Here is a 23725-nt window from a genome sequence, read left to right on the forward strand (position 1 = left end):
TCCTTCCTATTATCGGTTTTATCCGATGCCAGTTTGTCCTTCTGTTGCTGATATACTCGTTTTGGTTTTGTCGCCAGCGACAGATCGTTTTCAAGTCATTGTTTTTCCGAGCCGAGCATCCGAATGAGCATTACCCGTCCCGATTCCCCCTGCATCGCCCTGTGTTCAATCGCGCTGGGCGACAACGTTTGCCGCGGTTGCGCGCGCACCTTCGCTGAAGTGAGCCAGTGGTGCTTCATGTCGGCGGATGAGCGGGAGGCGGTGTGGCTGCGTCTGCCTGCGCGCCTGCGTCTGCTGCAGTTGGCGGCGGCTTGCGGCGCGTTGCTGGAGCTGGACGAGATGGATGGAGTCGAGTGGGGGCGCTTGCCCGCGGGACGGCATTATCGAGTAGATGAGGCGGGCCGCTTGCGCTGGCGCGACGCCGCTTCGGCGCGCGAGGACGCATGCGATTGCGCGGGCCTGTCGCTGGAGCGGGCGGCGGCATGGCTGCTGGAGAAGTGATTCGAAAGGATGATATGGCGGACAGTTCCAAGGCGGATTTCTGGGAGCAGCGTTACCGAGAAGGCGTGATGCCATGGGAGGGCGGGCAATTGCCGCCGCCCGCGCGCGAGTTTTTCTCCGCGCAGCCGTCGTGGCGGGTATTGATGCCGGGCTGCGGCAGCGCGGCGGACATGCCGCCCTTGCTGGGCATGGGGCATGAGGTGCTGGCGGTGGATTTCAGCGAGGCCGCGGTCGAGCTGGCTGCCAGGCAGTGGCCGGAGGCCGCTGGCCGATTATTGCTAGCCGATTTTTTCCTGCAAGAGTTGCCCGTTTTCGACTGTGTGTTCGAGCGGGCTTTTTTGTGCGCCTTGCCTGTGCGCATGCGAAAGCAATATGCTGATCGAGTCGCGGCGCTGATCCGTCCCGGCGGGGCGCTGGCCGGCGTGTTTTTCATCGCCGACGCCGAGCGGGGGCCGCCGTTCGGCATTGATGCCGAGTCTCTGGCGGATCTGTTGTCGCCGTGGTTCAGGCTGGAGGCGGATGAGGCGTTGGGGCCGAGCGTCGCGGTTTTCCGCGATAGCGAGCGCTGGATGGTATGGCGGCGGCGTGGATTTGATGTGGATCAAGCTTCCGGATGAGAATCGGCTGGCAATTGCGGCGCGCATCGGAAAAAATAACGTCCTAATAAAAAATAGCGGCGGCACAGCCGGCAAGAGGAGAGCAAATGGAGTGGTTTTGGCGCTTGTACACGTTTTCGGAAAAGACATTCTGGAACACGCTTGGCAAGAAGTTGTGCAGTTTTTTCTTCATCAGCCTGTTCCAGCTGCTGATGGTGGCCTACAGCTACCACGCCTTGTCCGACATCCGCGACAGCCTGCGCGGCGCTGGGGTGTCGCCGCAGATCATGGCCGGAGTCGAGGCCAGCATAGACAGCGCGCTCTACTGGACGCTGGGGCTGTGGGCGTTGAGCTTCGTCTTCATCGCTTTCATGGTCTGGTATCTGCGCTACCTGATCGTGCGGCCGTTGCGCATGATCATTCAGATCTTCAACGAGATCGGCGCCGGCGCTGGGGACCTATCGCGCGAGATTCCCACCATTACCTATGACGAGATCCGCGAGCTGTCGCTGTCTTACAACCGCTTCTTGCTGAAAATGCGGGAAATCATCAGCAAGGTGAGGCTGATGACGGTGCGCATCGCGATGGATTCCGCGGTGACGCGGCGCAATGTCACCGAGTCGCTGGGCAGCGCCCGGCAGCAGGACGATCTGGCCAAGCAGGTGAGGCAGGCCAGCGACGATTCGACGCGCGGCGCGGGGCTGGTCACCGAGCAGACGGAGGCCATCTCTTCTACCACCGCCGAGAACCTGAAAGTGGCGCGCGACTCTTACCAGGAATTGCGCCTGGTGACGGATAGCATTCACGACATCAGCCGAAAGGTCGGCCATTTCAACCACACGGTGGAGGATCTGAGCCAGCGTTCGGCCAGCATCAAGACCATTGTCGATCTGATCAAGGACGTGTCCGAGCAAACCAATCTGCTGGCGCTGAATGCCGCCATCGAGGCGGCGCGCGCAGGCGAGAGCGGCCGCGGCTTCGCGGTGGTGGCGGACGAGGTGCGCAAGCTGGCGGAGCGGGTGAAGACCGCCACCGACGAGATTTCGCGCAATATCGACGGCATGCTGGGCCTGGTGGCGAATACCCAGCAGGAAACCGAGGCCATCACCGCCGATACCAACCAGGCGCGCGACGTGATCTCGCGCGCGTCCGAGCATTTCAGCAAAATGATGGGCGATTTCGAGGCGACATCCAGCAGCCTGAGCCAGATTGCCTCCACCATGCATGGTTTCGCCGACAGCAACCAGCAGGTCAATCTGAATGTGGCAGAAATCCACCAGCTGGGACAACTGGTGAGCGGCCGTCTGGGGCAGACCGAAAAAGCGGCGACCGAGCTGACGGTGGCGGCGGAGCAGGTGCAGGAGCTGGTTTCCAAGTTCGTCATCGGCGACGGCGCTTTCGATCAGGCGGTGAATCGGGCGCGGGATGTCCGCGATCAGGTGCAGGGCTTGTTGCAGCAGACGCAGCAGAGCGGTCTGGACCTGTTCGATCAGCGTTACCAGCAGATTGCCGGCACCGCGCCGGCGAAATACCGCACCGCCTACGATGCCAAGCTGGAAAAGCTGCTGCAGCCGATGCTGGACGGCGTGGTGGGGCAGATTCCGGGCGGCAAGTTCTGCGTGGCGGTGGATGGCAACGGCTACGCGCCGACCCATAACAGCTGGTACAGCAAGCCGCCCTGCGGCGATCCGGCCAAGGATCTGATCGAGAGCCGCGACAAGCGCATCTTCAACGACGCGGCCGGTTTGCGCGCGGCGCGCAATGTGCAGCCTTTCCTGTTGCAGACATATAGCCGCGACACTGGCGAGGTGTTGTCCGAGGTGGTGCTGCCGCTGGAGTTGCGCGGACGGCACTGGGGCGCCTTGCGGGTGGGTTTCGATCCCCACGCCTTGTTGACGCAGGAGTGAGCGCGGAATGAGAAAAAGGGAGGCCTCGGCCTCCCTTTTTCATGCCTGCGATTACAGCGACAGCGGAGTCATCAGCGTGGCGATGCCCAGTCCGATGAACAGCGCGGCGGCGATCGCATGCATCAGCTTCTGCGGCAGCTTTTTCGCCGCCACCTCGCCCAGCAGCACCGCCGGCACATTGGCGATCATCATGCCCAGCGTAGTGCCGGCCACCACCATATAGAGCTGTTCGGGGAAGCGCGCCGACAGCGCCACGGTGGCGATCTGGGTCTTGTCGCCCATCTCGGCGATGAAGAAGGCGATCACGGTGGTGCCGAAAATGCCGAAGCGTTCGCGCAGCGCGTCGGTTTCATCCAGCTTGTCGGGTATCAGCATCCATACCGCCATGGCGACGAAGGACAAGCCCAGGCCCCAACGCATGATGTCGGGTCCGACCTGGCTCATCAGCCATTGGCCGACGGCGGCGGCGGCGAAATGGTTGACCAGCGTCGATACGAAAATGCCGAGGATGATGGGAACGGGCTTCTTGAAGCGGGAGGCGAGCAGCAGGGCCAGCAATTGGGTCTTGTCGCCGATCTCGGCCAAGGCCACCACGCCGGTGGAAATCATGAAGGCTTGCATGGGAACTCCAGGGGCCGCGGACACGCCATGACAAGTCTGCGCCGCGGCCCCGCTGTGCGCAAACATGTCATGGGTCTTGCCAAACGGAAGATCGTCGCAGCGGCCATGGCGAATGCCAAGTATGTTGACCGGTGCCGGCGCTGTCGCGCGCCGAGGCTACTCCCCCAGAACGGAAGCGATTGTAGGGGAATCGTCCTGCGCGGGCAAGCGCGGCGCCGATTTCGACGCCGCTGCTGGCTATGCTTCTAGTCCAGCTGGGAGGTGCAGCAGGGGCAGCGGGTGGCCTTTTCCGGGATGGCGGACAGGCAGTAGCGGCATTCCTTGGTGGCGGGCGCGGCCGGGGCGGGCGCGGCTTCTTCGCGCTTCAGCCGGTTGATGGCCTTGACCAGCATGAAGATGGCGAAGGCGACGATGGTGAAGCTGACCAGCGAGTTGATGAACAGGCCCAGGTTCAGCGTGGTGGCGCCGGCCTGCTTGGCGGCGGCGACCGAGACGTAGGGACCGGCCTGCTTGGCGCCGTCCTTCAGCACGAAGAACAGGTTGGAGAAGTCGACATTGCCGATCAGCAGGCCGATGGGCGGCATGATCACATCGTCCACCAGCGACTTGACGATGGAGCCGAATGCGCCGCCGATGACGACGCCGACGGCGAGATCGATCACATTGCCCTTGACGGCGAATTCCTTGAATTCCTTCAGAACAGACATGGCTTTTCCTTTTATTTGATAGTGATTATTTTAACTGTTAATGCATGTTTTGGGCAAAGCTACTGAGGTTGGATCTGCGGCGTCCGTCGGTCCGGCAAGGTGCCCAGCAGCGCGCCGCCCAGGATGAGCAGGATGGCGGCGGCGGCCAGCGGATTGAGCGCGCCCTGTCCGCTGGCGGTCAGCAGCAGGGTGGAGAGCAGCGGGGTGGCGTAGGAGAGCGAGCCTATCTGCCGGGGATCGCCAAATCTGAGTGCGCGCTCCCACAGGAAAAAGGCGCCGCCCATCGGGCCCAGGCCCAGCAGGACCAGCGTCGCCCATTGCATGGCGGTGGGTTGCGCCGCGGGCTCGAACAGCGCGTGGCACAACAGGGACAGCAGGCCGGATGCCAGGCAGAAGCCGCCCATCGCGCTGCCGGAAAAGGCGGGCAGGCGGCCGAGGAGCAGGCTGAAGGTCGACCAGACCGCGGCGGCGGAGATCGCCAGCAGGTAGCCCGGCAGGTACTGCTGGGACAGCGCTAGCTTGCCGCCGGTGACGATCAGTCCGGCGCCGATGAAGCCGAGAATGCCGCCGATGATGTGGCGGCGCATCAATCGGGTGCCGGGGCGCAGCAGCGGGGACAGCATCACGATCAGCAGAGGCCACAGATAGTTGAGCAGGTTGGCCTCCAGCGCAGGCGCCAGCCGGAAGGCGAAAAACAGCAGGAAGTGGTAGCCGAACAGACCGTAGATGCCAACCAGCAGAGTCAGCGGCGGAACTTTCCAATCACGGGCGCGGTGGATCGACAGCAGGCTGCCGACGCATAGGCTGGCGCCGACAACGAGAAAGGGCGGCAGGCTTCGGGTCAGCGCGCCCAGCGTGGCCAGAGAGGCCCATAGCAGGATGGCGCCGATGGCGAGCGGTATGGGTTTGTTCAACATCGTTTCTCCAGTGGATGGAGACGATTGTAAAAGGGAAACGCGAAACGAAAAAGCCGCAGCGTGAGCTGCGGCTTGTCGTATTCTGGCTCCCCGAGCAGGGCTCGAACCTGCGACCTGCGGATTAACAGTCCGTCGCTCTACCAACTGAGCTATCAGGGAACAAAACTTTTAATTGGGGGCCTTAGGCGGTGTGGCTCCCCGAGCAGGGCTCGAACCTGCGACCTGCGGATTAACAGTCCGTCGCTCTACCAACTGAGCTATCAGGGAACAAACGCACTCAAATTTCAGCCACAGAAGCGGTGGCTCCCCGAGCAGGGCTCGAACCTGCGACCTGCGGATTAACAGTCCGTCGCTCTACCAACTGAGCTATCAGGGAATTGAGTGAGGGCGAACTATATACGGAGCCCGACAGCCTTGTCAATGCCTGCCGCGGTAAAAAATACGGCGGCGGATGTGCGGGCCGGGGAAGGATAACTTAGGTGTTTGTTATGCAATGGTATTCCACTGGTCATGTCGGGCGCCGCTGGCGACGGGATGGCCGTTGGCGGTAAGATCAACTATCGAAAATCAATGCGGAGTCAACGGAACATGAATGCATTCTGGGATGAATGGTTGAGGCAAAAGGGCGTGGTCCGCGGTGAAAACGGGCAAGCGTCGTTGGCATCCCATCTGGAGCAGGTGGCTGCCTTGGAAAATGGATCGGTATTGGCCCCGCTGGAAAACTTTGTGTTGATCCGGGTGGAGGGCGAGGATGCCGCCGGGTTTCTGCAGGGACAGTTGTCGAATGATATTCGCGAAGTGACGGCGGGCTGCGCGCAGTACAGCACCTATTCCACCGCGAAGGGACGCATGCTGGCCAGTTTTCTGATCTGGCAGCATGAGGGCGCTTATTGCCTGATGGTTTCCGCCGATATCGCCGAGGCTGTTGCCAAAAGACTCGCCATGTTTGTGTTGCGTTCCAAGGTGAAGGTGACGCTGGATCGAGATTGGTCGTTATTGGGGATGTTCGGCATTTTGGCCAGGAGCGAGTTGCAAAAACATTTCCTTGGCCTGGCTTCGTTGGGAAAAATGCAGGTTGAAGCCCAGTCTGAAGCCGCGCTGGTGGCTTTGCCGAATGGCGGCTATTTGCTGGCGTTGAAAGACGGCTGCGGGATCGGCGAGGACATCGCCCGCGCGGAAGGCTTGCAGGCTGCGCTGGCGCAAGCCTGGGCATTGCGGGATATTCAGGCTGGAATCGCTTGGGTGGTGCAGGCGACACAGGAACAGTTTGTGCCGCAAATGGCGAATATGGAATTGATTGGCGCGGTCAACTTCAAGAAGGGATGCTATCCAGGCCAGGAAATTGTCGCGCGCAGCCAGTATCTGGGCAAGATGAAGCGCAGGATGTTCAAGGTGTCATTTGATACCGCTTTGCCGGTTGGGGCCAAGCTTTATAGTCCGCAATTGCCGGATCAGTCGATAGGCATGCTGGCGGCTGTATGTCAGTTGAACGATTCCGCTTATCTGGGCTTGGCCGTGGCGCAATCTCAGACGTGGGAAGCTGGCATATTTGCCGATGAGGAACATACTATTGCGCTGCATCGGCTGGAATTGCCGTATGCCATCGAATCCGTGACAGAATAATGGGTAATCCATTTTCTTTTTAATCCTTGACTTGCGCCATTTCGATTGGCTACATTACATCCTGTAAATCGTTAAACCAATAATCAAGGGAACATGTCATGGATCTGTCCAAGCTGGAATTCACCGCGCTGGTCGCACTGAAGGCTGACGTAGAAAACGAAATCAAGCGTCGCGAAGTGGAAGAAAAATCCAAGGCCAAAAAGCAGATTATCGAACTGGCCCGCGCCTATGGCTTGAGCGTGGAAGACGTGCTGAGCAAGGCCGTGGCGGTGCGCAAGCCGGTGGAAGCCAAGTATCGCCACCCCAGCGACAGCAACCTGACTTGGACTGGCCGCGGTCGCAAACCGGCTTGGGTGCAGGCTTGGATCGACAGCGGCAAAAAGCTGGAAGCCCTGGCTATCTAAGTTTGGATTCATATAAAGAAAGCGCCGACTCGGCGCTTTTTTTTTCTAATGGTTTTCTTGCCCGGCAGCAGCGAGCGTCGCTGCTTGCTATAAATAGTGATGGCAGCCTGCGCAGGCGGAACACCGCTCGGCTCGGGGGCCTAACGATACTGGACAAGAGCATGCTGGATTTCTTCGCAAGGGGATCCAAGGGCAAGCAGGATCCCTTGGCCAACGCATCGTCGGCGAAAGCCTATGCGGAAAAGCTGAAACAGGAGTTCGGCGCCGGCGCGCACGACAAGGTTGCCGAGCTGTTGGCGGGCTTGAACTCGCCTTCTTTGGAACTATCCGCAGACCAGCTTGAGGCGGTGCTGGCGTTGAATCAGGAAACACAGCCGTTGCACGATACCCTGTGCGTGCAATACCTGATGAATGCCCGCATGCCCAAGGTACTGGAAACTCAACTGCGCGCGCAAATCCTGAATTACGGCAAGCAATTTACCGATTTTTACCAATATGCATTACCTGTCCAGCCAGATAATCCTAATGGCGTAAAGGTGCAAGAGCATTTGCCTTTGGTGCTGGCGCGGATGTTTTATTACCTTGCCGAGTATGCCAAATGGCAGTATGTGAGAAATTACCAGCCAGACGAAGTATTCTGGCTGAATGCCAATCAGCTGTATCGATTCGCCGAGCAGCGCGGTTGGGATAGCCGGCCGGTATTTCTTTTTGGCGAGAAGAACGGCGCGACCACGGTCCAGGATCAGTATCTGGCATTGCATATGATGTCGGTGCTGAGCAATGGCAATCTCAACGCCCGGCAAGTGAATTTCTCCTATGAGTTGCTGGCCTTGCTCAGCAATCGCATGACAATCAGCAAGTCTTATTTCGCCGACGCCAGTTTCTGCGTGTCTTTGGCCGAGCCCAAGCCCGCGGCGCGGGTGAAAGGGGAGGCTGGCGAATGGGCGCGTTACTGGAATACGGCCGAGTTGGTGGAAATTCTGCATGGCTGGGCGATCGTGATGGAGGCGAGCCGAATTCCGGCCGAATTGAAACGCCTGATCGAGCCTGGCATCGACGCGTCGTTGCTGCGCATCTTGACCCGGGAGTGGGCGGCCAAGCCGGTGCTGTTCGAGCGCGCGGAACGGGTGGCGGTCAGCGACCGGCAGGTGGAGGTCGCGCATCGCCTGCATCTGCTGCACAAGCTGATTCGCAGGCCGGACGAGGAGCAGATGCAGGGCCAGCGAGGCGTGGACAAGGATAGCTACGAGGATGCGGCCAATATCCGCATCTATGGCTTCGTCACCAGCCGCAAGCGGGACAAGACGCTGTCGCCGTTGCCCGCCACCAGTTCGCTGTCGTTGTCTGGAGAGACCGCGGAAGCAGGGTTGCCGCAGGAGTTTCAGCGCTGGTCGCTGGAGAATGTCAGCCAGACGGGCTTGGGCGTGTCGCTGGATGTGATGGGAAACGAGTGGGTCAGCCTGGGCAGCTTGATCGGCTTTCGCGAGCCGGAGCAGGAGGGTTGGAGCCTGGGCATCATCCGCCGCGTCAAGCGCACCGGCCGGGAGCGCATCTATCTGGGGGTGGAAACGCTGAGCACGCGGCCATTGGCGGCGTCGCTGCGGCCGACCGATACCCGTCTGATCGATCCCACGCTGCCTCCAGACCAGGTCTGGCTGGCCGGCCACATCAGCCTATTCATGCCATACCGGCGCGCGGGCAAGGTGATCAACGCGTTGATCTTGCCCTTGTCGCTGTACATGCTGGGCAAGCAGTTCTACATGACTGCCCGGGGCAAGCATTTCCAGATCGCGCTGGGCAAGGTGCTGGAAAAAGGCAGCGATTGGTGCATGGCCGAGGTGGAGTTGGTGAAGGCGCTGGACAAGCTGCCTGTGGCGATGTGAGTGGGAGCGGGGCATGAAAAAAGCCGGCGATTGCCGGCTTTTTCATTTGGAACGCGGATTATTCGCCGCGTGCCAGCTCATTGAGCACCGCGTAGATCGGGCTGAGGGCGGATTCGCCCAGGCGCAGGCTGCGCTGGCCGTTCCAGCCGAAGTCGTCGTCGGGCAGGTTGTGATTGTCCTTGAACGGCATTTCCAGCGTGAAGGCGAGGCAGCCGAACTGTTCGCATACCCAGTTGGTGGCGATGCTCATATTGGCTTTGCCGGCTTCGTTGCGCGGGTAGCCGTGCTCGGTCTGGAAATCGGGGCTGGCCAGCAGGAAATGGTGGCGGAAGCTGTCCGCGAGCTTTTCCAGTTTGGCATTCCACGACGGCACGCCTTCGGTGCCGGCCAGGAATACATAAGGAATGTTCTCATCGCCGTGGATGTCTAGGAACAGATCTACGCCGGTTTCCAGCATTTTCTGGCGCACCACCAGCACTTCCGGGCTGGTTTCCGCGCTGGGGTTCGCCCACTCGCGGTTCAGGTTGGCGCCGGCGGCGTTGGTGCGCAGATTGCCCAGTACCGAGCCGTCCGGGTTCATGTTCGGCACCACGTAGAAAGTGGCGCGGTCCAGCAGCGCGCGGCTGGTGGGGTCTTGCGGATCGAGCAGGCGGTTGAGGAAGCCCTCGACAAACCATTCCGCCATGGTCTCGCCCGGATGCTGGCGCGCGGTGATCCAGATCTTCAGGTCCGACTCCACCTCGTGGCCGATGGTCAGCAGGTTCATGTCGCGGTCCTGCACGGTGGAGCCTAGGTCGGATACCTGGCACAGGCCGGAGCCCTGGGCCTGGCCGATCAGGTTCAGGTGCTGATCGTAGCTGTAGGGCTCGAAGTAGGCGTAGTAGATGCTGCCCGACAGCGGCACGTGTTCGATCACCATCACGCCGTCTTCGTAGTGGGTGGGCACGCGGAACCAGTTGACGCGGTCGTAGGAGGCCATCGCCTGGTAGTCCACCCAGCCCTGCGGGTAAGCGCATTCGGCGGCGTTGAGGAAGCGGAAGGTGCAGTGTTGATAGGCAGCACCTTGCACGCGGAAGTAGAACCACTGCGCGAAGTCGGCCGCGTTGTCGCGGCGGATGCGCAGTTGGATGTCTTCAAGGCTGTCGGCGGAGACGATCTCGATGCTGCCGGCGTCGAAGTTGCTGCTGATTTTCATGCGGGGGAACCTGTCGTGCTTGCTCAATCTGGTAAAGCGGGATTGTACCGCCGCAGCGTGGAGCGCGCATCCGTTAATGCGAAAACCCCGCCGTGAAGGCGGGGTTGCGGCGAAGGGCGCTGGCCCTCAGGCCTCAGACGGTGGCGCCGCGCTTGGCGGAGTTCTTCACCGCGTCGGCGGTGGCGCTGGTGGCGGCCTTGACGCTGCTGTCGGTGAATTCGGCCACTTGCTGGGCGGCCTTGCTGAAGGTGTTGACCGCGGCTGCGGCTGCGGCTACCGAGGTTTTCACCGCGTTCAGCGTGGCGTCGGAGCCGGCGGGCGCGCTCTTGGCCACGGATTCGATCGAGCTGATCAGCGATTTGTTGAACAGGCCTACGCTCTCCTCAACCAGCTTGCTCAGCTCGCTTTGCGTGCCGGAGACCACTTCGTACAGATCGCGCGAATGGTTGACGAGCTTGTCGATGGACTGGGTGGCCAGCTTGTTCAGGTGGTTGATCGCTTCCTGGGAGTCCTTGAATTCGGTCAGTTGTCTGGCGGCCTTGGTATGGTCTTCCAGCGACTGCTTGGACGCTTCCAGTTGCAATTTGACCAGGCGCTCCGTGCTGTCCAGCGCGATCTGGGCGAAGCGCAGGGTGGACTCGAGGCCGGTCAGGGAAAGCTTGTTCAGCTGTTCGTTGTTGTAGGACATGGTGTAAAACCTCCATTGCGTGGAAAATGGGGTCCGACTGTGTTCCGTTGAAGTGGTATTGTGCGCCGCACAATGACGCGTAAATGTAGCACAAGGGGCAAAGGGGTGGTAGAAGATTTGCTCTAGTTTGTTGTATTTATGTTAGATTGCCAGCGCACAACACCACGAAGATAAACCAGGAGCGATAAATGAGTGTTGAGAAACGGGTCATCAAGAAGTACCCGAACCGCCGTCTGTACGATACCGCCACCAGTTCCTACATCACTTTGGGTGATGTCAAACAGTTGGTTCTGGACAATGTCGACATCCAGGTGGTGGATGCCAAGACTCAAGAAGACATCACCCGCAGCGTGTTGCTGCAGATCATTCTGGAAGAGGAAAACGGCGGCATGCCGATGTTCAGCTATGAGGTGCTGACTCAGTTCATCCGCTACTACGGCCAGGCGATGCAGGGCATGATGGGGCCTTTCCTGGAGAAGAACCTCCAGCTGTTTTCGCAGCTGCAGCAAAAAATGCAGGAACAGACCCGCGCGATGTATGGCGACAACGCGATGCTGAACACCACGATGTGGGGCGAGTTCATGAAGCTGCAGGGGCCGGCCATCCAGAACATGATGGCCAACTACATGGAGCAGAGCACCGGCATGTTCCTGGAGATGCAAAACCGCATGCAGGAGCAGACCAAGCAGCTGTTCGGCGGATTCGGTTTCCCGGGCTATCCGGGTTCGGAGGACAAGGACAAATCCTGAGCGGCGAAAGCGGCAGGGATCATGAAGGGCCGGGGACGGAAACGCTCCGGCCTTGTTTTTTGCCTGTGTTTTGATAGCCGGGGAAAGCGAGCATGACGGTTGAAGACGAGCGCCTGCGGCGAGCGCAGCGGCTGCACCTGTCCGGCGACGCGGAGGCGGCGGAATCAGCCTACCGCGATCTGCTGGACGATGAGGCTCAGGGCGCCGCCGCCAGGCATTGGCTGGGCTTCCTGCTGATGCAGCGGGACCGCGCGGATGAAGCGCTGCCGTTGCTGGAGCGGGCGGTGGCGGCGGATGGCGGCCATGCCGAGTGGCATTTCAATCTGGGGCTGGCCCGCGCGCGGATGGGGCTGGACCAAGAGGCGGTGAGCGCGCTGAGCGAGGCCGCCCGGCTTGACCCGGCCCGTTATTTCTACTGGACCAATCTGGGCGCGCAGCTGATGCGGGCCGGCCGGGACGCCGAAGCCGAGCAGGCGTTGTGCCATGCGGTGTCGCTGAACCAGCATTGCCCGGATGCCTTCCATCTGCTGACCGGCATGCTGCTGCGGCTGGAACGCCACGGCGAGGCCCGGCGCTGCAATGCCTTGGGCGTGCTGGCCGAACCGCCCGGGGCGATGGCGCCCATCGCGGTGGGACAGGCATTGTGCGAGCTGGGGCGGCATGAGGAAGCGAGAGCGCTGGCTCAGGATTGGCTGCGGGAGCGGGGCGACAGCCCAGTGGCCCGGCACATGCTGGCGGCGTTCGGCGGGGGAGAGGCGCCGGATTCCTGCGACGCCGAATACGTCGGCAGCGCCTTCGACGCCGCGGCGGCCAGCTTCGATCAGGATCTTGCGCGCCTGCGCTATCAGGGCCCGCAATGGACGTCGGCTTGCCTGTCCCGCCTGGGCATCGCGGCGCAATCGCTGTCCGCGCTGGACCTGGGATGCGGCACCGGGCTGGTCGGCGAGGCGGCGCGGCCTTACGCCAGCCGGCTCGATGGCGTGGATCTGAGCGCCGGCATGCTGGAGCGGGCCAGGGCCAAGGGAATATACGACAGCCTGGATGAGCGGGAACTGCGTGACTTTCTCCGGACAGGGGGCGGGGCTTACCAGTTGATCGTCTGCATGGACACGCTGCCTTACTTGGGCGAACTGGAAGAGCTGTTCATCCTGTTGGCGGCGCGGGCGATGCCTGGCTGCCTGCTGCTGTTCTGCACCGAAAGCCTGGACGACGGCGAGGCCGGCGATTTCCGGCTGCATCACAGCGGCCGCTACCGCCACCATGTCCGTTATCTGGACCGCTTGCTGCAAGAAGGTTGGGCGGTACTGGAAAGAACGCGGATGCCGGTCAGGGACGAGTCCGGCTGCCCGGTGTGGGGCGACTTCGTCTGCGCGCGAAAACGCTAGGCGTTATGAGTTATTCGAAACAAACTACCATGGTATTTGAATGGTATTTGTAATTAATTCATATTGATCAATTGCTCTATTTTGGATATTCATAAAGCCATCGCCATGCGCAGACGAGTGGCATCGTTTGCGTGTGTTTTTCGTCAATCTCATGAAGGATGACCGCGATGCACGCCAAAACCACGCTTCCCCTGCTGCTGCTGCTTTCGCTTTCCCCTCTGGCCCATGCCCTGGGCAAGACCCCGGGCACTTATACCAACTACCGGTTCCCCGCCGCCGCGTCGGCTGGCATGGATGCCGTTGATTTCACCATCAAGGTGGACCGCGATCCAGGCTATTCCGCCAATGTGTACTGGGCCAACCAGTTCGATCTGGTCGGCACGTCCGGCGCTTATACCGGCATGCAGAGCAATGGCGGCGGCAAGCGCACCTTCCTGTTTTCCGCCTGGGACACCACCGATGCCAAAGCGGGCAGCGCCGGCAGTTACTGCACCACTTTCTCCGGAGAAGGCACTGGCCGCAGCTGCCGCATCCACGTGGACTGGACGCAGGGGCATAGCTACCGCTTCCACGTCGCTTACGAGGCTGGCGGCTGGCTGGGGGTGACCGTCACCGATCAGACCAGCGGCGCGTCGTTCAAGCTGGGCAGCATCAAGACCGCGGCGAGTAAGATCTCGCCGCACAATATGGTCAACTGGGCCGAATACTTCGAGTGGAACAGCAATCGCGCCACCTGCCTGGGCCAGCCCTATAGCAAGGCGACATTCGGGGTCCCGTCCGGCTTCGTCGCCGGCAGGCTGGTGCCGGGCAGCATCAGCGGCACCTCGGTCAGCGACGCCTGCCCGGCTTTTTCCAAGGTCACGGCCTACAGCCAGAGCAGCGCGCAGGAAAACGGCATCGGCAACAGCACCCGAGGACCGATCGCCAACGGCAGCCAGTGCCTGGACGCCAGCGGCGGCGCGAGCGAGGGCGCGGCGGCGATTGCCTACGGCTGCCACGGCGGCGGCAATCAGGCCTGGGTGCATGCTAAGGATGGCTCGCTGCAGCTGAAGGACAACTATTGCCTGGAAGAGCATGGCAGCGGCGTCGACATCCGCAGCTGCAGCGGGACATCCGCCTGGACGCGCAGCGGCAGCGCGATACGCAGCGCCAAGAGCGGCCTGTGCCTGAGTGCCAACCGTTCCGGGCAGCCGGTCAGTCTGCTGCAATGCGGCGGCACGGCCAATCAGAGCTGGAGCTTGCCGACGCGCTGACGGGAGCGGGGCGAGTCCGGCCGAGACTGGCCGGATTCGGTCAGCCCTCGACCGCCGTTTGCAAAAACGCGGCCTGAAACAGGCACATCCGCAGCGCGCTGCGGTAACGGCCATTGACGAAGAACTCGTCTATCAGCTCGCCTTCCGGCTGGAAACCCAGCTTCTGGTAAACGTGTATCGCCTTGGCGTTTTCCTTGTCGACGATCAGGTACAGCTTGTACAGGTTGAGCACGGCGAAGGCGTAGCGCATCGCCAGCCGGGTCGCCTGGCTGGCGTAGCCGCGGCCCTGGTGTTCCGGGTGGATGATGATCTGGAACTCGGCGCGGCGGTGGATGTAATCGATCTCCACCAGCTCGACCAGCCCCACCTTGCGCGCGCCATCCTCGACCACGAAACGGCGTTCGTTCTGATCGTGGATATGCTTGTCATACAGGTCCACCAGTTCGACGAATGCCTCGTACGGCTCCTCGAACCAATAGCGCATGATGTTGGCGTTGTTGTTCATCTCGTGGACGAAGGCCAGATCGTCCCGTTCCAGCGGGCGCAGTTTGAGATTGACGGCAGGGGATGGCATTTGGGTTTCCTATGCATGCGAGGGGGAGAATGGAAATCGGCAGGCGTCGACGCGACAGCGGTGTGACCGACGCGCGGCGCGCGAGTTCTGGAGCGGGGAGCGGTGTCGCCGCAATTGGCGGCGCGCGAACCATGGCGGGATGTTTGGGGAGAGAGCATGAAAGGGAGTGCTCGAGGCTTGCTGCGTCGCTCTGCGCCTTTCCGTTTAAACCAAATGGGTATCGTTAGACAAACCGTTGTATAATCGCGCGATTTGTTTCCGCCCAAGACGTTGAACATGAACAAGACTCCCCGCGTCGGGTTCGTCTCCCTTGGTTGTCCCAAGGCCGCGAGCGATTCCGAGCAGATACTGACCCGCCTTCGCGCCGAAGGCTATGAAATCGCTCCTTCCTATGATGGGGCTGACCTGGTGGTGGTGAACACCTGCGGTTTCATCGACTCCGCCGTAGAGGAGTCGCTGGACGCCATCGGCGAAGCGCTGAACGAAAACGGCAAAGTGATCGTCACCGGCTGTCTGGGGGCCAAGGGCGATGTGGTGCGCGATGTGCATCCGTCGGTCTTGGCCGTGACCGGCCCGCACGCCACCGATGAAGTGATGACCGCGGTGCATACCCACCTGCCCAAGCCGCACGACCCCTTCGTCGACCTGGTGCCGGATATCGGCGTGCGCCTGACGCCCAAGCATTACGCCTACCTGAAGATTTCCGAGGGCTGCAACCACCGTTGCACCTTCTGCATCATCCCGTCGATGCGCGGCGATCTGGAAAGCCGTCCCATCCACGACGTGCTGCGCGAGGCGGAGAGCCTGGCCAAGGCCGGCGTCAAAGAGATTCTGGTGATCTCGCAGGACACCTCGGCTTACGGCGTGGACACCAAGTACAAGCTGGGCTTCCACAACGGCCGCCCGGTGAAGACCCGGATGACCGAGCTGTGCGAGGAGCTGGGCAGCCACGGCATCTGGGTGCGCCTGCACTACGTCTACCCGTACCCGCACGTGGACGAGGTGATTCCGCTGATGCGCGACGGCAAGATCCTGCCGTATCTCGACATCCCGTTCCAGCACGCCAGCCAGAAGGTGCTGAAGCTGATGAAACGGCCGGCCAACAGCGACAACGTGTTGGCGCGCATCAAGAAGTGGCGCGAGATCTGCCCGGAACTGGTGATCCGCTCCACCTTCATCGTCGGCTTCCCTGGCGAGACCGAGGAAGACTTCGAGGAACTGCTGGCATTCATCCGCGAGGCGGAGCTCGACCGCGTCGGCTGCTTCACTTACTCCCCGGTCGAGGGCGCCACCGCCAACGAGCTGCCGAACCAGGTGCCGGAAGACGTGAAAGAAGCCCGCAAGGAGCGCTTCATGGAGGTGCAGGCCGAGATCAGCGCGCGCCGCCTGGAGCGCCGCGTCGGCCAGACCTTGAAAGTGCTGGTGGACGAGATCGATGACGAGGGCACCGCGGTGTGCCGCAGCTATGCCGACGCGCCGGAGATCGACGGCCTGGTGTTTGTCGAAGACTCGACTGGCATGCAAGCGGGCGAGTTCTACCAGGTGGAAATCGTCGATTGCAGCGAGCACGACCTGTGGGGCGAGCGTCGCTGACGCGCGCCTCGTGGACAAGACAAAGCGCCGGATTTCGATCCGGCGCTTTTTTATTTCGCACAGGATAGAATTTTTGACATTCCGGCCCTTGCGGCAAGATGGTTAACGGTATAATGGCCGTCAGCTTATGACGAGGCCATGTTTGTCAATGTCCTATTCGATTCAAACCCTGGCCGACATCGCATCCTGCGATCTCCTGTGTTGCCCGCCGTCCCTGCCCATCCGCGAAGCCGCCAGCCGGATGATGGCGGCCGCCTGCAGCTCCATCGCCGTGCGCGACGAAAAAGGAGAGGTGCTGGGCCTGTGGACCGAATCCGATGCGCTGGAGGCGTCGCTGGGGCGCCGCGATCCGGACTTGCCGGTGGGGCAGGCGATCAGCGCGCAGTTGGCCAGCCTGCCGCACGACATGTCGTTGCAGGATGCGGTGGAGGCCTTCCGCCGCCGCCAGCTGCGCCACGTGCTGGTGTGGAAGCGCGGTCAGCCGCTGGGCATCGTCACGCTGACCGACATCGTCCGCAATCAGGGGCTGGAATCCTTTCTGATCGTCAAACGCATCCGCGACCTGCCCGGGCCGCCGGCGCGGTCGCTGCCGGCGGCGGCCACGCCGCGCGAGGCGATGGAGCGGATGCGCGAGCAGGGTTTGTCGGCGCTGGCGGTGGCGCTGGAGGATGGCGGGCACGGCATCGTCACCCAGCGCGACGTGCTGCGCTGGCTGGCCTCGGACCAGTTGCCGCCAACCCTGGGCGAGGGCTGCCGCCGCCCGCTGATCGGCGTGTCCGAATTTTCCAGTTTGCTGCAGGCCAGGCGTTTGCTGCAGCAGCACAATATCCGCCACCTGGCGGTGTTTGGCGACGATGGCCGCCTGCTGCGGCTGCTGGGCTTCGACGACATCGTGCAGGGCATCGAACACGAATACCTGCACGAGCTGAACGAGGCGCTGCGTCAGCGCGACGAGGCCTTGCAGCAGTCGCGCCACAGCCTGCTGCTGGCCGACAAGGTGTTCGAGTCGACGATGGAAGGCATCATCATCACCGACCGCAACGGCGTGATCCAGTCGGTGAATCCCGCTTTCGCCCGCATCACCGGCTACAGCCGGGAAGAGGCGCTGGGCAAGACGCCGGCCTTGCTGAAATCCGGCAAGCAGCCGCCGGAGTTTTATCAGCAGCTGTGGCGCTGCTTGCTGCGCGACGGACGCTGGCAGGGCGAGGTGGTGAACCGGCGCAAGGGAGGCCTGCTGTACACCGAGCACCTGAGCATCACCGCGATCCGCGACGCCAACGGCGAATGCCTGCACTACGTGGCGGTATTTTCCGACATCACCCAGCGCAAGCAGGCCGAGGAGCGGCTGCATTTCCTGGCCAACCACGACGCGCTGACCAGCCTGCCCAACCGCACGCTGTTCCTGGAGCGGCTGCAGGGCGCGGTGGACCGGGCCGGCGCGGCCGGCCAGCAGCTGGCGCTGCTGTTCATCGACCTGGACCGCTTCAAGCTGGTCAACGACACCTTGGGCCACTACGCCGGCGACCAGTTGCTGATCCACATCGCGCGGCAGCTGCAATCGCGGCTGCTGCCCACCGAGACCGTGGCCAGGCTGGGCGGCGACGAATTCACGCTGCTGCTGGAAGGCGCCGCCGGCGAAGCCCAGGTGGCGGCGCGGGCGCAGGCGATGCTGGACGCGGTCACCGAGCTGTCCGGCGTGGCCGGCCAGCAGATGTTCATCTCCGCCAGCATAGGCATCAGCATGTTCCCGCTGGACGGCCGCGACGCCGACACGCTGCTGGTGCACGCGGACACCGCGATGTACCGCGCCAAGGACGGCGGCAAGAACGGCTTCCAGTTCTACACCCCGGACATGAACGCGCGCGCGCTGGAGCGGCTGAAGCTGGAATACAGCCTGCACCGCGCGCTGGCGCAGCAGGAGCTGGAGCTGTGGTACCAACCCAAGGTGGCGCTGGACAGCGGCGAGCTGGTGGGCGCAGAGGCGCTGCTGCGCTGGCGGCATCCCGAATTGGGCCTGGTGCCGCCGGACCGTTTCATTCCCATCGCCGAGGAGAGCGCGCTGATCGCGCAGATCGGCGCCTGGGTGCTGGAAACCGCCTGCGCCGATGCCCGCCGCTGGCGCGACGCCGGCCTGGCGCCGGGCCGCCTGGCGGTGAATGTGTCCGGCCGCCAGCTCAAGCACGGCGACTTCGTCGCCGAGCTGGAGCAGACGCTGGCCCGCCATGGCCTGGACAGCGGCGCGCTGGAGCTGGAAATCACCGAGAGCGTGGTGATGGAGGACGCCGGCGGCATGGTGGACACGCTGTTCCGGCTGCAGAATCTGGGCATGTATCTGTCCATCGACGACTTCGGCACCGGCTATTCCTCGCTGTCCTATCTGAAGCGCTTGCCGGTGCGCGGGTTGAAGATAGACCGCTCCTTCATCGACGATCTGCATTGCGACGGCGACGACGCCGCCATCACCAGCGCCATCGTCTCTATCGCTCGCAGCCTGGGGCTGGACGTGGTGGCGGAGGGGGTGGAAGAGGAGGCGCAGCGGCGTTTCCTGCTGGAGCAGGGATGCAACTGCGCGCAGGGCTATCTGTTCAGCAAGCCCTTGCCGCCTGAGGCGTTCGCCTCGATGTTGGAGGCGCGGTCGCCGGTGGCGATGGCGGGGCGATGAGCGGCTTCAGGCGTCATGCCAATTGTCCGCCCACCGGAATGCGGACCTGCTGCTGATTGGGCGCTGGGCCAACCCAGCTGATGGCGACATCGATGGGAAAGCCCCCGGTATTCCTCAAGACGCCGGTTTTCTGCGTGTTCGTGATGGTGCCGTGCGGCCAGGCATGTTGGGAGGCTTTGATGAATAGGTGCTCAAGGTCGTAGTTTTGGCCGTCCAGAGCGATCATCAGATTGGGCACGGCGTAGCCCGGGGCATTGGTCCAGTTGGCCGCGCCATTGTTCCGGTAGCGCATGGTGCCGAGGAAGGCGTAAATATTGTTCAGCACCTGTGGCGCGAAGCCCAGCTCGAAGCATACGCCCTGCCGGCCGGCGAAACGATTGCGCAAGTTGTCGGAGATGCCCATATACCTGTTTTCTTGAGGGTTGTTCTGGTTGAGGATGATGTACAGGCCGGGCTGGTTGACGAAGGCCGCCGGCAAGGCGGTGGGCACGCCGGGGTTGGCGGGTAGAATCTGGTTGAGGGGTATGGCGGCGTTAAGCCGGTATTGAACTTCAGCCATGTCGGTTCTCCTGAGGATGGTTGCGCAAGCAAGACGCGCCTGGGGTGTCCGGGGATGCCGCCGCCGGCTGGGTGGGCCGTGAGATAGGGACGGCTTTATCTGTAACGAGACGGCGCAGGAGTCGTGAATGGCGGGAGTGCTTAGAGCCGCTAACAAAACCTCGCAGAGAACCTGAGCCAAGGCGCGCCGACGCAGGCAGTACCAGTAGTACGGCAAGGAGGCGCAACGCAGGATCAGGGGTTTTGTTAGCGGGTTTTAGGCAGGGAGAGGGCAAGCCTGGAGTGAGGGCGTGAAAAACGCCGGCGTGGCGGCCGGCGTCGATTGCAGTTTGCTGGCGAGACCGCCCGGGTCTCAGCCGCCGATCCTGTCCTTGCCCATGAACGGACGCAGCACGCTCGGCACAGTCACGCTGCCGTCGGCGTTCTGGTAGTTTTCCAGAATGGCCACCAGGGTGCGGCCCACCGCCAGGCCGGAGCCGTTCAGCGTGTGCACCAGTTGGTTCTTGCCGTTTTCGTCCTTGTAGCGCGCCTTCATGCGGCGAGCCTGGAAATCGGTCATGTTGGAGCAACTGGAGATTTCGCGGTAGGTGTTCTGCGCGGGCAGCCACACTTCCAGATCATAGGTCTTGGCGGAGCCGAAACCCATGTCGCCGGTGCACAGCGTCACCACGCGGTAGGGCAGTTCCAGCGCCTTCAGGATGTTCTCGGCGTGGCCCACCATCTCTTCCAGCGCGGCGTAGGAGTGTTCCGGCTTCTCCACGCGTACCATTTCCACCTTGTCGAACTGGTGCTGGCGGATCATGCCGCGGGTATCGCGGCCGTAGCTGCCTGCTTCGGAGCGGAAGCACGGCGAGTGCGCGGTCATCTTCTTCGGCAGCTCGCTCTCTTGCAGGATGGTATCGGCGACGGTGTTGGTCAGCGTCACTTCCGAGGTGGAGATCAGGTATTGCGGCGCGGCTTCTTCGTCGCCGCCGCGGGTCACCTTGAACATGTCCTCGGCGAATTTGGGCAACTGGCCGGTGCCCAGGAGCGCGGTGTCGTTGACGATGTACGGGGTGTAATGCTCTTCGTAGCCATGGCTGCCGGTATGGGTGTTCAGCATGAACTGGGCGATGGCTCGGTGCAGGCGGGCGATGTCTCCCTTCAGCACGGTGAAGCGGGCGCCGGACAGCTTGGCGCCGGTGTCGAAATCCAGGCCCAGCGGGGCGCCGACGTCGACGTGGTCTTTCACTTCGAAGTCGAACTGACGCGGCACGCCGACGCGGCGGGCTTCCACGTTGTCGTTTTCATCCTTGCCGGCCGGCACCGATTCGTGCGGCAGGTTGGGGATCACCAGCAGCCAGGCGTCCAGCTTGCCCTGCACGCCGTCGAACGCCTGTTCGGCGGCTTTCAGCTCGTCACCCAGGGTGGCTACTTCGGCCATGATGGCGGAGACGTCTTCACCCTTGCTCTTGGCGATGCCGATCTGCTTGGAAGTGGCGTTGCGCTTGGCTTGCAGTTCCTGCATCCGGGATTGCAGGGACTTGCGCTCGGCTTCCAGCTGATTGAATGCGGCGGTGTCCAGGGTGTAGCCGCGGTCCGCCAGACGGGCGGCGACGGCTTCGATGTCATTGCGAAGTAGATTGATGTCGAGCATGATTATTCCTGTTTTTCACTATCGGGATCTTGCTGGGCGTCTGCATCCAGCTGACGCAAAAAGGCCAGTTTATCCTGAATCTTGCTTTCCAGCCCGCGCGGCACCGGACGGTACCATTCGATGTCTTCCAGCCCCTCCGGAAGATAGGTTTCCCCGGCGGCGTAGGCGTGGGGCTCATCGTGCGCGTAGCGGTAGGCGTGGCCGTAACCCAGTTCCTTCATCAGGCGGGTGGGCGCGTTCCGCAAGTGTACCGGCACCGGGCGGGATTTGTCCTGTTTGACGAAGGCGCGGGCCTGATTATACGCGTTGTATCCGGCATTGCTCTTGGCGGCCACCGCCAGATAGATCACCGCTTGTCCCAGCGCAAGTTCGCCTTCCGGACTGCCCAGCCTTTCGTAGGTCAGCGCCGCGTCGTTGGCGATCTGCATCGCGCGCGGATCGGCCAGGCCGATGTCCTCCCAGGCCATGCGCACGATGCGGCGCGCCAGGTAGCGCGCGTCGGCGCCGCCGTCCAGCATGCGGCTGAGCCAGTACAGCGCGGCGTCCGGATTGGAGCCGCGCACCGATTTGTGCAGCGCCGAGATCTGGTCGTAGAAGGCGTCGCCGCCCTTGTCGAAGCGGCGCGCGTTCAGCGTCAGCACCTCTTCCAGAAAAGCCGGGTCGATGTCCGCAGCGCCGCGCGTCTGCGCCGCGGTGCGGGTCTGTTCCAGCAGGTTCAGGAAGCGGCGGGCGTCGCCGTCGGCGTAGCCGGTCAGCGTGGAGACGGCCGCGTCGTCGAAATTCAGCCCATCCAGCGCGCCTTCCGACCGCGCGCGCTCGAACAATTGCTTCAGCTCATCCTCGCTCAGGCTGTTCAGCACATAGACCTGGGCGCGCGACAGCAGCGCGGAATTGACCTCGAACGATGGATTTTCGGTGGTGGCGCCGATGAAGGTGATCAGGCCGGATTCGACGAAGGGCAGGAAGGCGTCCTGCTGGCTCTTGTTGAAGCGGTGAACCTCGTCGACGAACAGGATGGTGCGTCGGCCGGAGCGCTGCAGCACGGCATTGGCGCGCTCAACCGCCTCGCGGATGTCTTTGACGCCGGCGAACACCGCCGAGATCGGGATGAACTCGGCGTCGAAGCTGGCGGCCAGAATGCGCGCCAGCGTGGTCTTGCCCACGCCGGGCGGGCCCCACAATATCATCGAGTGCGGCTTGCCGGACGCCACCGCCAGGCTAAGCGGCTTGCCCGGACCGATCAGATGCTGCTGGCCGATCACCTGATCGAGCGCCTGCGGACGCAAGGCCTCGGCCAGCGGTTTTTGCGGTTCGACGGAAAAAAGATCGGACATGGCGCGATTTGGGCGGGATGGAGCGGAGAAACAGTATACCAGTTGGGGACCGGCATGAAAAAAGCGCCAGCCAGGCGCTTTTTGCTTGCATGTCATTGGAATGTCGTTAGTCTATGGCGTCTGGCCGAGCAAAAGCCGGGCTGTTGAGAGGCCTTGCGCCCAGGCTCTGAGGCTAGCGCGCGGCCCGCTTGGAGAGGGACAATTTCCCAAGGCCGCGCGGTGGTTTGCAGGGGGATTTGAACGGCGTTTTATGGCCGGAAAAATCGGTAGAATTTCAGAGTGGGTTTTTATCTTTAAAAATCAGCAGTTTGAAAATGGTGTGTTCCCCACGCACGTGGGGATGAACCGGCTGAGGTGGGCGAACGGATCGAAAAGCTCGAGTGTTCCCCACGCACGTGGGGATGAACCGGCAAGTTGATCGTTGTTGAATTTTTTACTTGCGTGTTCCCCACGCACGTGGGGATGAACCGACGGTCGCGCTCAGCAACCAAATGCGCTTGAAGTGTTCCCCACGCACGTGGGGATGAACCGATCCTGCAGCTGCCGACCACGCCGGCGCCGCCGTGTTCCCCACGCACGTGGGGATGAACCGTTAGTTGACGCGGGCCGGCATGCCGCCGCCCAGTGTTCCCCACGCACGTGGGGATGAACCGGGGGGGGAGGGAGGCGGCTCCTAGCTCATAAGTGTTCCCCACGCACGTGGGGATGAACCGGCATCCAAGCCTGGCAAAACCATCTTGATGGCGTGTTCCCCACGCACGTGGGGATGAACCGGCCTCGCCGCGGCGGCGGCGTGGTCGGCAGCAGTGTTCCCCACGCACGTGGGGATGAACCGGCGCAGATGCCGGGATGGAGTGGATCGAAAGCGTGTTCCCCACGCACGTGGGGATGAACCGACTTGCCGCCGATAGTGGCATCGCCGGTGGTGGTGTTCCCCAC

The 23725-nt window shown here is 62.3% G+C and carries 20 protein-coding genes, 3 tRNA genes and 1 CRISPR repeat array; of the genes, 11 read left to right on the forward strand and 12 right to left on the reverse strand.

Annotation, left to right across the window (positions count from 1 at the left end):
* Positions 1–123: 123 nt before the first annotated feature.
* The 3 genes from VL52_RS20025 (at position 124) to VL52_RS20035 (ending at position 3004) form a co-directional block, all read left to right on the forward strand.
* Positions 124–501, forward strand: coding sequence for a DUF1289 domain-containing protein (locus VL52_RS20025; RefSeq protein WP_046158705.1), 378 nt, complete (start codon positions 124–126; stop codon positions 499–501).
* A gap of 14 nt (positions 502–515) precedes the next feature.
* On the forward strand, positions 516–1118 hold the full coding sequence (locus VL52_RS20030; protein ID WP_046158706.1) for a methyltransferase domain-containing protein: 603 nt from the start codon (positions 516–518) through the stop codon (positions 1116–1118).
* Positions 1119–1204: 86 nt separating this feature from the next.
* On the forward strand, positions 1205–3004 hold the full coding sequence (locus VL52_RS20035; protein WP_046158707.1) for a methyl-accepting chemotaxis protein: 1800 nt from the start codon (positions 1205–1207) through the stop codon (positions 3002–3004).
* A 51-nt stretch (positions 3005–3055) separates the two neighbouring features.
* Here VL52_RS20035 and VL52_RS20040 read toward each other — a convergent pair whose 3' ends face one another.
* The 6 genes from VL52_RS20040 to VL52_RS20065 all read right to left on the reverse strand — a co-directional run bounded on the left by VL52_RS20040 (position 3056) and on the right by VL52_RS20065 (position 5625).
* Positions 3056–3625, reverse strand: coding sequence for a TMEM165/GDT1 family protein (locus VL52_RS20040; RefSeq protein ID WP_046158708.1), 570 nt, complete (start codon positions 3623–3625; stop codon positions 3056–3058).
* 245 nt (positions 3626–3870) lie between these two features.
* On the reverse strand, positions 3871–4332 hold the full coding sequence (mscL, locus tag VL52_RS20045) for a large conductance mechanosensitive channel protein MscL (RefSeq protein ID WP_021477058.1): 462 nt from the start codon (positions 4330–4332) through the stop codon (positions 3871–3873).
* 59 nt (positions 4333–4391) lie between these two features.
* Complete coding sequence (locus VL52_RS20050) at positions 4392–5249, reverse strand: DMT family transporter (protein ID WP_046158709.1); 858 nt, start codon at positions 5247–5249, stop codon at positions 4392–4394.
* An 83-nt stretch (positions 5250–5332) separates the two neighbouring features.
* A tRNA-Asn gene (locus VL52_RS20055) sits at positions 5333–5408 on the reverse strand.
* Between the two features lie 32 nt (positions 5409–5440).
* Positions 5441–5516, reverse strand: a tRNA-Asn gene (locus VL52_RS20060).
* 33 nt (positions 5517–5549) lie between these two features.
* Positions 5550–5625: transfer RNA gene (locus VL52_RS20065), tRNA-Asn, on the reverse strand.
* Positions 5626–5837: 212 nt separating this feature from the next.
* On the opposite strand from VL52_RS20065, the gene ygfZ reads away from it, so the two are divergent.
* The 3 genes from ygfZ (at position 5838) to VL52_RS20080 (ending at position 9159) form a co-directional block, all read left to right on the forward strand.
* The gene (ygfZ, locus tag VL52_RS20070; protein ID WP_046158710.1) at positions 5838–6872 is read left to right on the forward strand and encodes a CAF17-like 4Fe-4S cluster assembly/insertion protein YgfZ; all 1035 of its coding nucleotides are present in this window, start codon (positions 5838–5840) and stop codon (positions 6870–6872) included.
* 98 nt (positions 6873–6970) lie between these two features.
* Positions 6971–7276 (forward strand): H-NS histone family protein, encoded by a 306-nt coding sequence (locus VL52_RS20075; protein ID WP_021477061.1) that lies wholly within the window; start codon positions 6971–6973, stop codon positions 7274–7276.
* Positions 7195–9159 (forward strand): cyclic-di-GMP receptor FimW-related protein, encoded by a 1965-nt coding sequence (locus tag VL52_RS20080; protein ID WP_235429341.1) that lies wholly within the window; start codon positions 7195–7197, stop codon positions 9157–9159. Before VL52_RS20075 ends, VL52_RS20080 begins: the two co-directional genes overlap by 82 nt.
* A gap of 58 nt (positions 9160–9217) precedes the next feature.
* Here VL52_RS20080 and VL52_RS20085 read toward each other — a convergent pair whose 3' ends face one another.
* Both VL52_RS20085 and VL52_RS20090 read right to left on the reverse strand, forming a co-directional pair.
* Positions 9218–10354, reverse strand: coding sequence for a M14 family metallopeptidase (locus tag VL52_RS20085; protein WP_046158712.1), 1137 nt, complete (start codon positions 10352–10354; stop codon positions 9218–9220).
* Between the two features lie 133 nt (positions 10355–10487).
* Complete coding sequence (locus VL52_RS20090) at positions 10488–11042, reverse strand: phasin family protein (RefSeq protein ID WP_046158713.1); 555 nt, start codon at positions 11040–11042, stop codon at positions 10488–10490.
* Positions 11043–11230: 188 nt separating this feature from the next.
* Between VL52_RS20090 and phaR the strand changes: the two genes are divergently transcribed.
* The 3 genes from phaR to VL52_RS20105 all read left to right on the forward strand — a co-directional run bounded on the left by phaR (position 11231) and on the right by VL52_RS20105 (position 14429).
* The gene (gene phaR, locus VL52_RS20095; protein ID WP_021477065.1) at positions 11231–11791 is read left to right on the forward strand and encodes a polyhydroxyalkanoate synthesis repressor PhaR; all 561 of its coding nucleotides are present in this window, start codon (positions 11231–11233) and stop codon (positions 11789–11791) included.
* Positions 11792–11883: 92 nt separating this feature from the next.
* A complete protein-coding gene (locus VL52_RS25465) occupies positions 11884–13176 on the forward strand; it encodes a tetratricopeptide repeat protein (RefSeq protein ID WP_052729433.1) in 1293 nt (430 codons plus the stop codon).
* Between the two features lie 167 nt (positions 13177–13343).
* On the forward strand, positions 13344–14429 hold the full coding sequence (locus tag VL52_RS20105; RefSeq protein ID WP_052729434.1) for an RICIN domain-containing protein: 1086 nt from the start codon (positions 13344–13346) through the stop codon (positions 14427–14429).
* Positions 14430–14469: 40 nt separating this feature from the next.
* On the opposite strand, the gene speG is transcribed toward VL52_RS20105, so the two are convergent.
* Positions 14470–15003, reverse strand: a complete 534-nt coding sequence (speG, locus tag VL52_RS20110) for a spermidine N1-acetyltransferase (protein ID WP_046158714.1) — start codon at positions 15001–15003, stop codon at positions 14470–14472.
* Positions 15004–15279: 276 nt separating this feature from the next.
* Between speG and rimO the strand changes: the two genes are divergently transcribed.
* Together rimO and VL52_RS20120 are read left to right on the forward strand one after the other, a co-directional pair.
* Positions 15280–16596 (forward strand): 30S ribosomal protein S12 methylthiotransferase RimO, encoded by a 1317-nt coding sequence (gene rimO, locus VL52_RS20115; protein WP_046158715.1) that lies wholly within the window; start codon positions 15280–15282, stop codon positions 16594–16596.
* A 148-nt stretch (positions 16597–16744) separates the two neighbouring features.
* The gene (locus VL52_RS20120; RefSeq protein ID WP_046158716.1) at positions 16745–19258 is read left to right on the forward strand and encodes an EAL domain-containing protein; all 2514 of its coding nucleotides are present in this window, start codon (positions 16745–16747) and stop codon (positions 19256–19258) included.
* A 13-nt stretch (positions 19259–19271) separates the two neighbouring features.
* Here VL52_RS20120 and VL52_RS20125 read toward each other — a convergent pair whose 3' ends face one another.
* The 3 genes from VL52_RS20125 to VL52_RS20135 form a co-directional block, all read right to left on the reverse strand.
* Entirely contained in the window at positions 19272–19817 is a 546-nt protein-coding gene (locus VL52_RS20125) for a GIY-YIG nuclease family protein (RefSeq protein WP_046158717.1), read from the reverse strand.
* Positions 19818–20168: 351 nt separating this feature from the next.
* Complete coding sequence (gene serS, locus VL52_RS20130) at positions 20169–21452, reverse strand: serine--tRNA ligase (RefSeq protein ID WP_046158718.1); 1284 nt, start codon at positions 21450–21452, stop codon at positions 20169–20171.
* A gap of 2 nt (positions 21453–21454) precedes the next feature.
* Entirely contained in the window at positions 21455–22786 is a 1332-nt protein-coding gene (locus tag VL52_RS20135; protein ID WP_046158719.1) for a replication-associated recombination protein A, read from the reverse strand.
* A gap of 319 nt (positions 22787–23105) precedes the next feature.
* A CRISPR array of direct repeats spans positions 23106–23682; the repeat unit is 29 nt; unit sequence GTGTTCCCCACGCACGTGGGGATGAACCG.
* Positions 23683–23725: the final 43 nt, after the last annotated feature.

It is taken from the genome of Chromobacterium vaccinii (genome assembly GCF_000971335.1).
GTDB lineage: Bacteria > Pseudomonadota > Gammaproteobacteria > Burkholderiales > Chromobacteriaceae > Chromobacterium > Chromobacterium vaccinii.

What these genes read in the sequence shown, in the direction of transcription:
- VL52_RS20085 (WP_046158712.1), bottom strand. Translation starts at nt 10,354, where the DNA reads ATGAAAATCAGCAGCAACTTCGACGCCGGCAGCATCGAGATCGTCTCC.
- VL52_RS20125 (WP_046158717.1), bottom strand. Translation starts at nt 19,817, where the DNA reads ATGGCTGAAGTTCAATACCGGCTTAACGCCGCCATACCCCTCAACCAG.
- VL52_RS20120 (WP_046158716.1), top strand. Translation starts at nt 16,745, where the DNA reads ATGTCCTATTCGATTCAAACCCTGGCCGACATCGCATCCTGCGATCTC.
- phaR (WP_021477065.1), top strand. Translation starts at nt 11,231, where the DNA reads ATGAGTGTTGAGAAACGGGTCATCAAGAAGTACCCGAACCGCCGTCTG.
- VL52_RS20025 (WP_046158705.1), top strand. Translation starts at nt 124, where the DNA reads ATGAGCATTACCCGTCCCGATTCCCCCTGCATCGCCCTGTGTTCAATC.
- VL52_RS20040 (WP_046158708.1), bottom strand. Translation starts at nt 3,625, where the DNA reads ATGCAAGCCTTCATGATTTCCACCGGCGTGGTGGCCTTGGCCGAGATC.
- rimO (WP_046158715.1), top strand. Translation starts at nt 15,280, where the DNA reads ATGAACAAGACTCCCCGCGTCGGGTTCGTCTCCCTTGGTTGTCCCAAG.
- VL52_RS20050 (WP_046158709.1), bottom strand. Translation starts at nt 5,249, where the DNA reads ATGTTGAACAAACCCATACCGCTCGCCATCGGCGCCATCCTGCTATGG.
- serS (WP_046158718.1), bottom strand. Translation starts at nt 21,452, where the DNA reads ATGCTCGACATCAATCTACTTCGCAATGACATCGAAGCCGTCGCCGCC.
- VL52_RS20030 (WP_046158706.1), top strand. Translation starts at nt 516, where the DNA reads ATGGCGGACAGTTCCAAGGCGGATTTCTGGGAGCAGCGTTACCGAGAA.
- VL52_RS20090 (WP_046158713.1), bottom strand. Translation starts at nt 11,042, where the DNA reads ATGTCCTACAACAACGAACAGCTGAACAAGCTTTCCCTGACCGGCCTC.
- VL52_RS20075 (WP_021477061.1), top strand. Translation starts at nt 6,971, where the DNA reads ATGGATCTGTCCAAGCTGGAATTCACCGCGCTGGTCGCACTGAAGGCT.
- VL52_RS20105 (WP_052729434.1), top strand. Translation starts at nt 13,344, where the DNA reads ATGCACGCCAAAACCACGCTTCCCCTGCTGCTGCTGCTTTCGCTTTCC.
- VL52_RS20035 (WP_046158707.1), top strand. Translation starts at nt 1,205, where the DNA reads ATGGAGTGGTTTTGGCGCTTGTACACGTTTTCGGAAAAGACATTCTGG.
- ygfZ (WP_046158710.1), top strand. Translation starts at nt 5,838, where the DNA reads ATGAATGCATTCTGGGATGAATGGTTGAGGCAAAAGGGCGTGGTCCGC.
- VL52_RS25465 (WP_052729433.1), top strand. Translation starts at nt 11,884, where the DNA reads ATGACGGTTGAAGACGAGCGCCTGCGGCGAGCGCAGCGGCTGCACCTG.
- mscL (WP_021477058.1), bottom strand. Translation starts at nt 4,332, where the DNA reads ATGTCTGTTCTGAAGGAATTCAAGGAATTCGCCGTCAAGGGCAATGTG.
- speG (WP_046158714.1), bottom strand. Translation starts at nt 15,003, where the DNA reads ATGCCATCCCCTGCCGTCAATCTCAAACTGCGCCCGCTGGAACGGGAC.
- VL52_RS20135 (WP_046158719.1), bottom strand. Translation starts at nt 22,786, where the DNA reads ATGTCCGATCTTTTTTCCGTCGAACCGCAAAAACCGCTGGCCGAGGCC.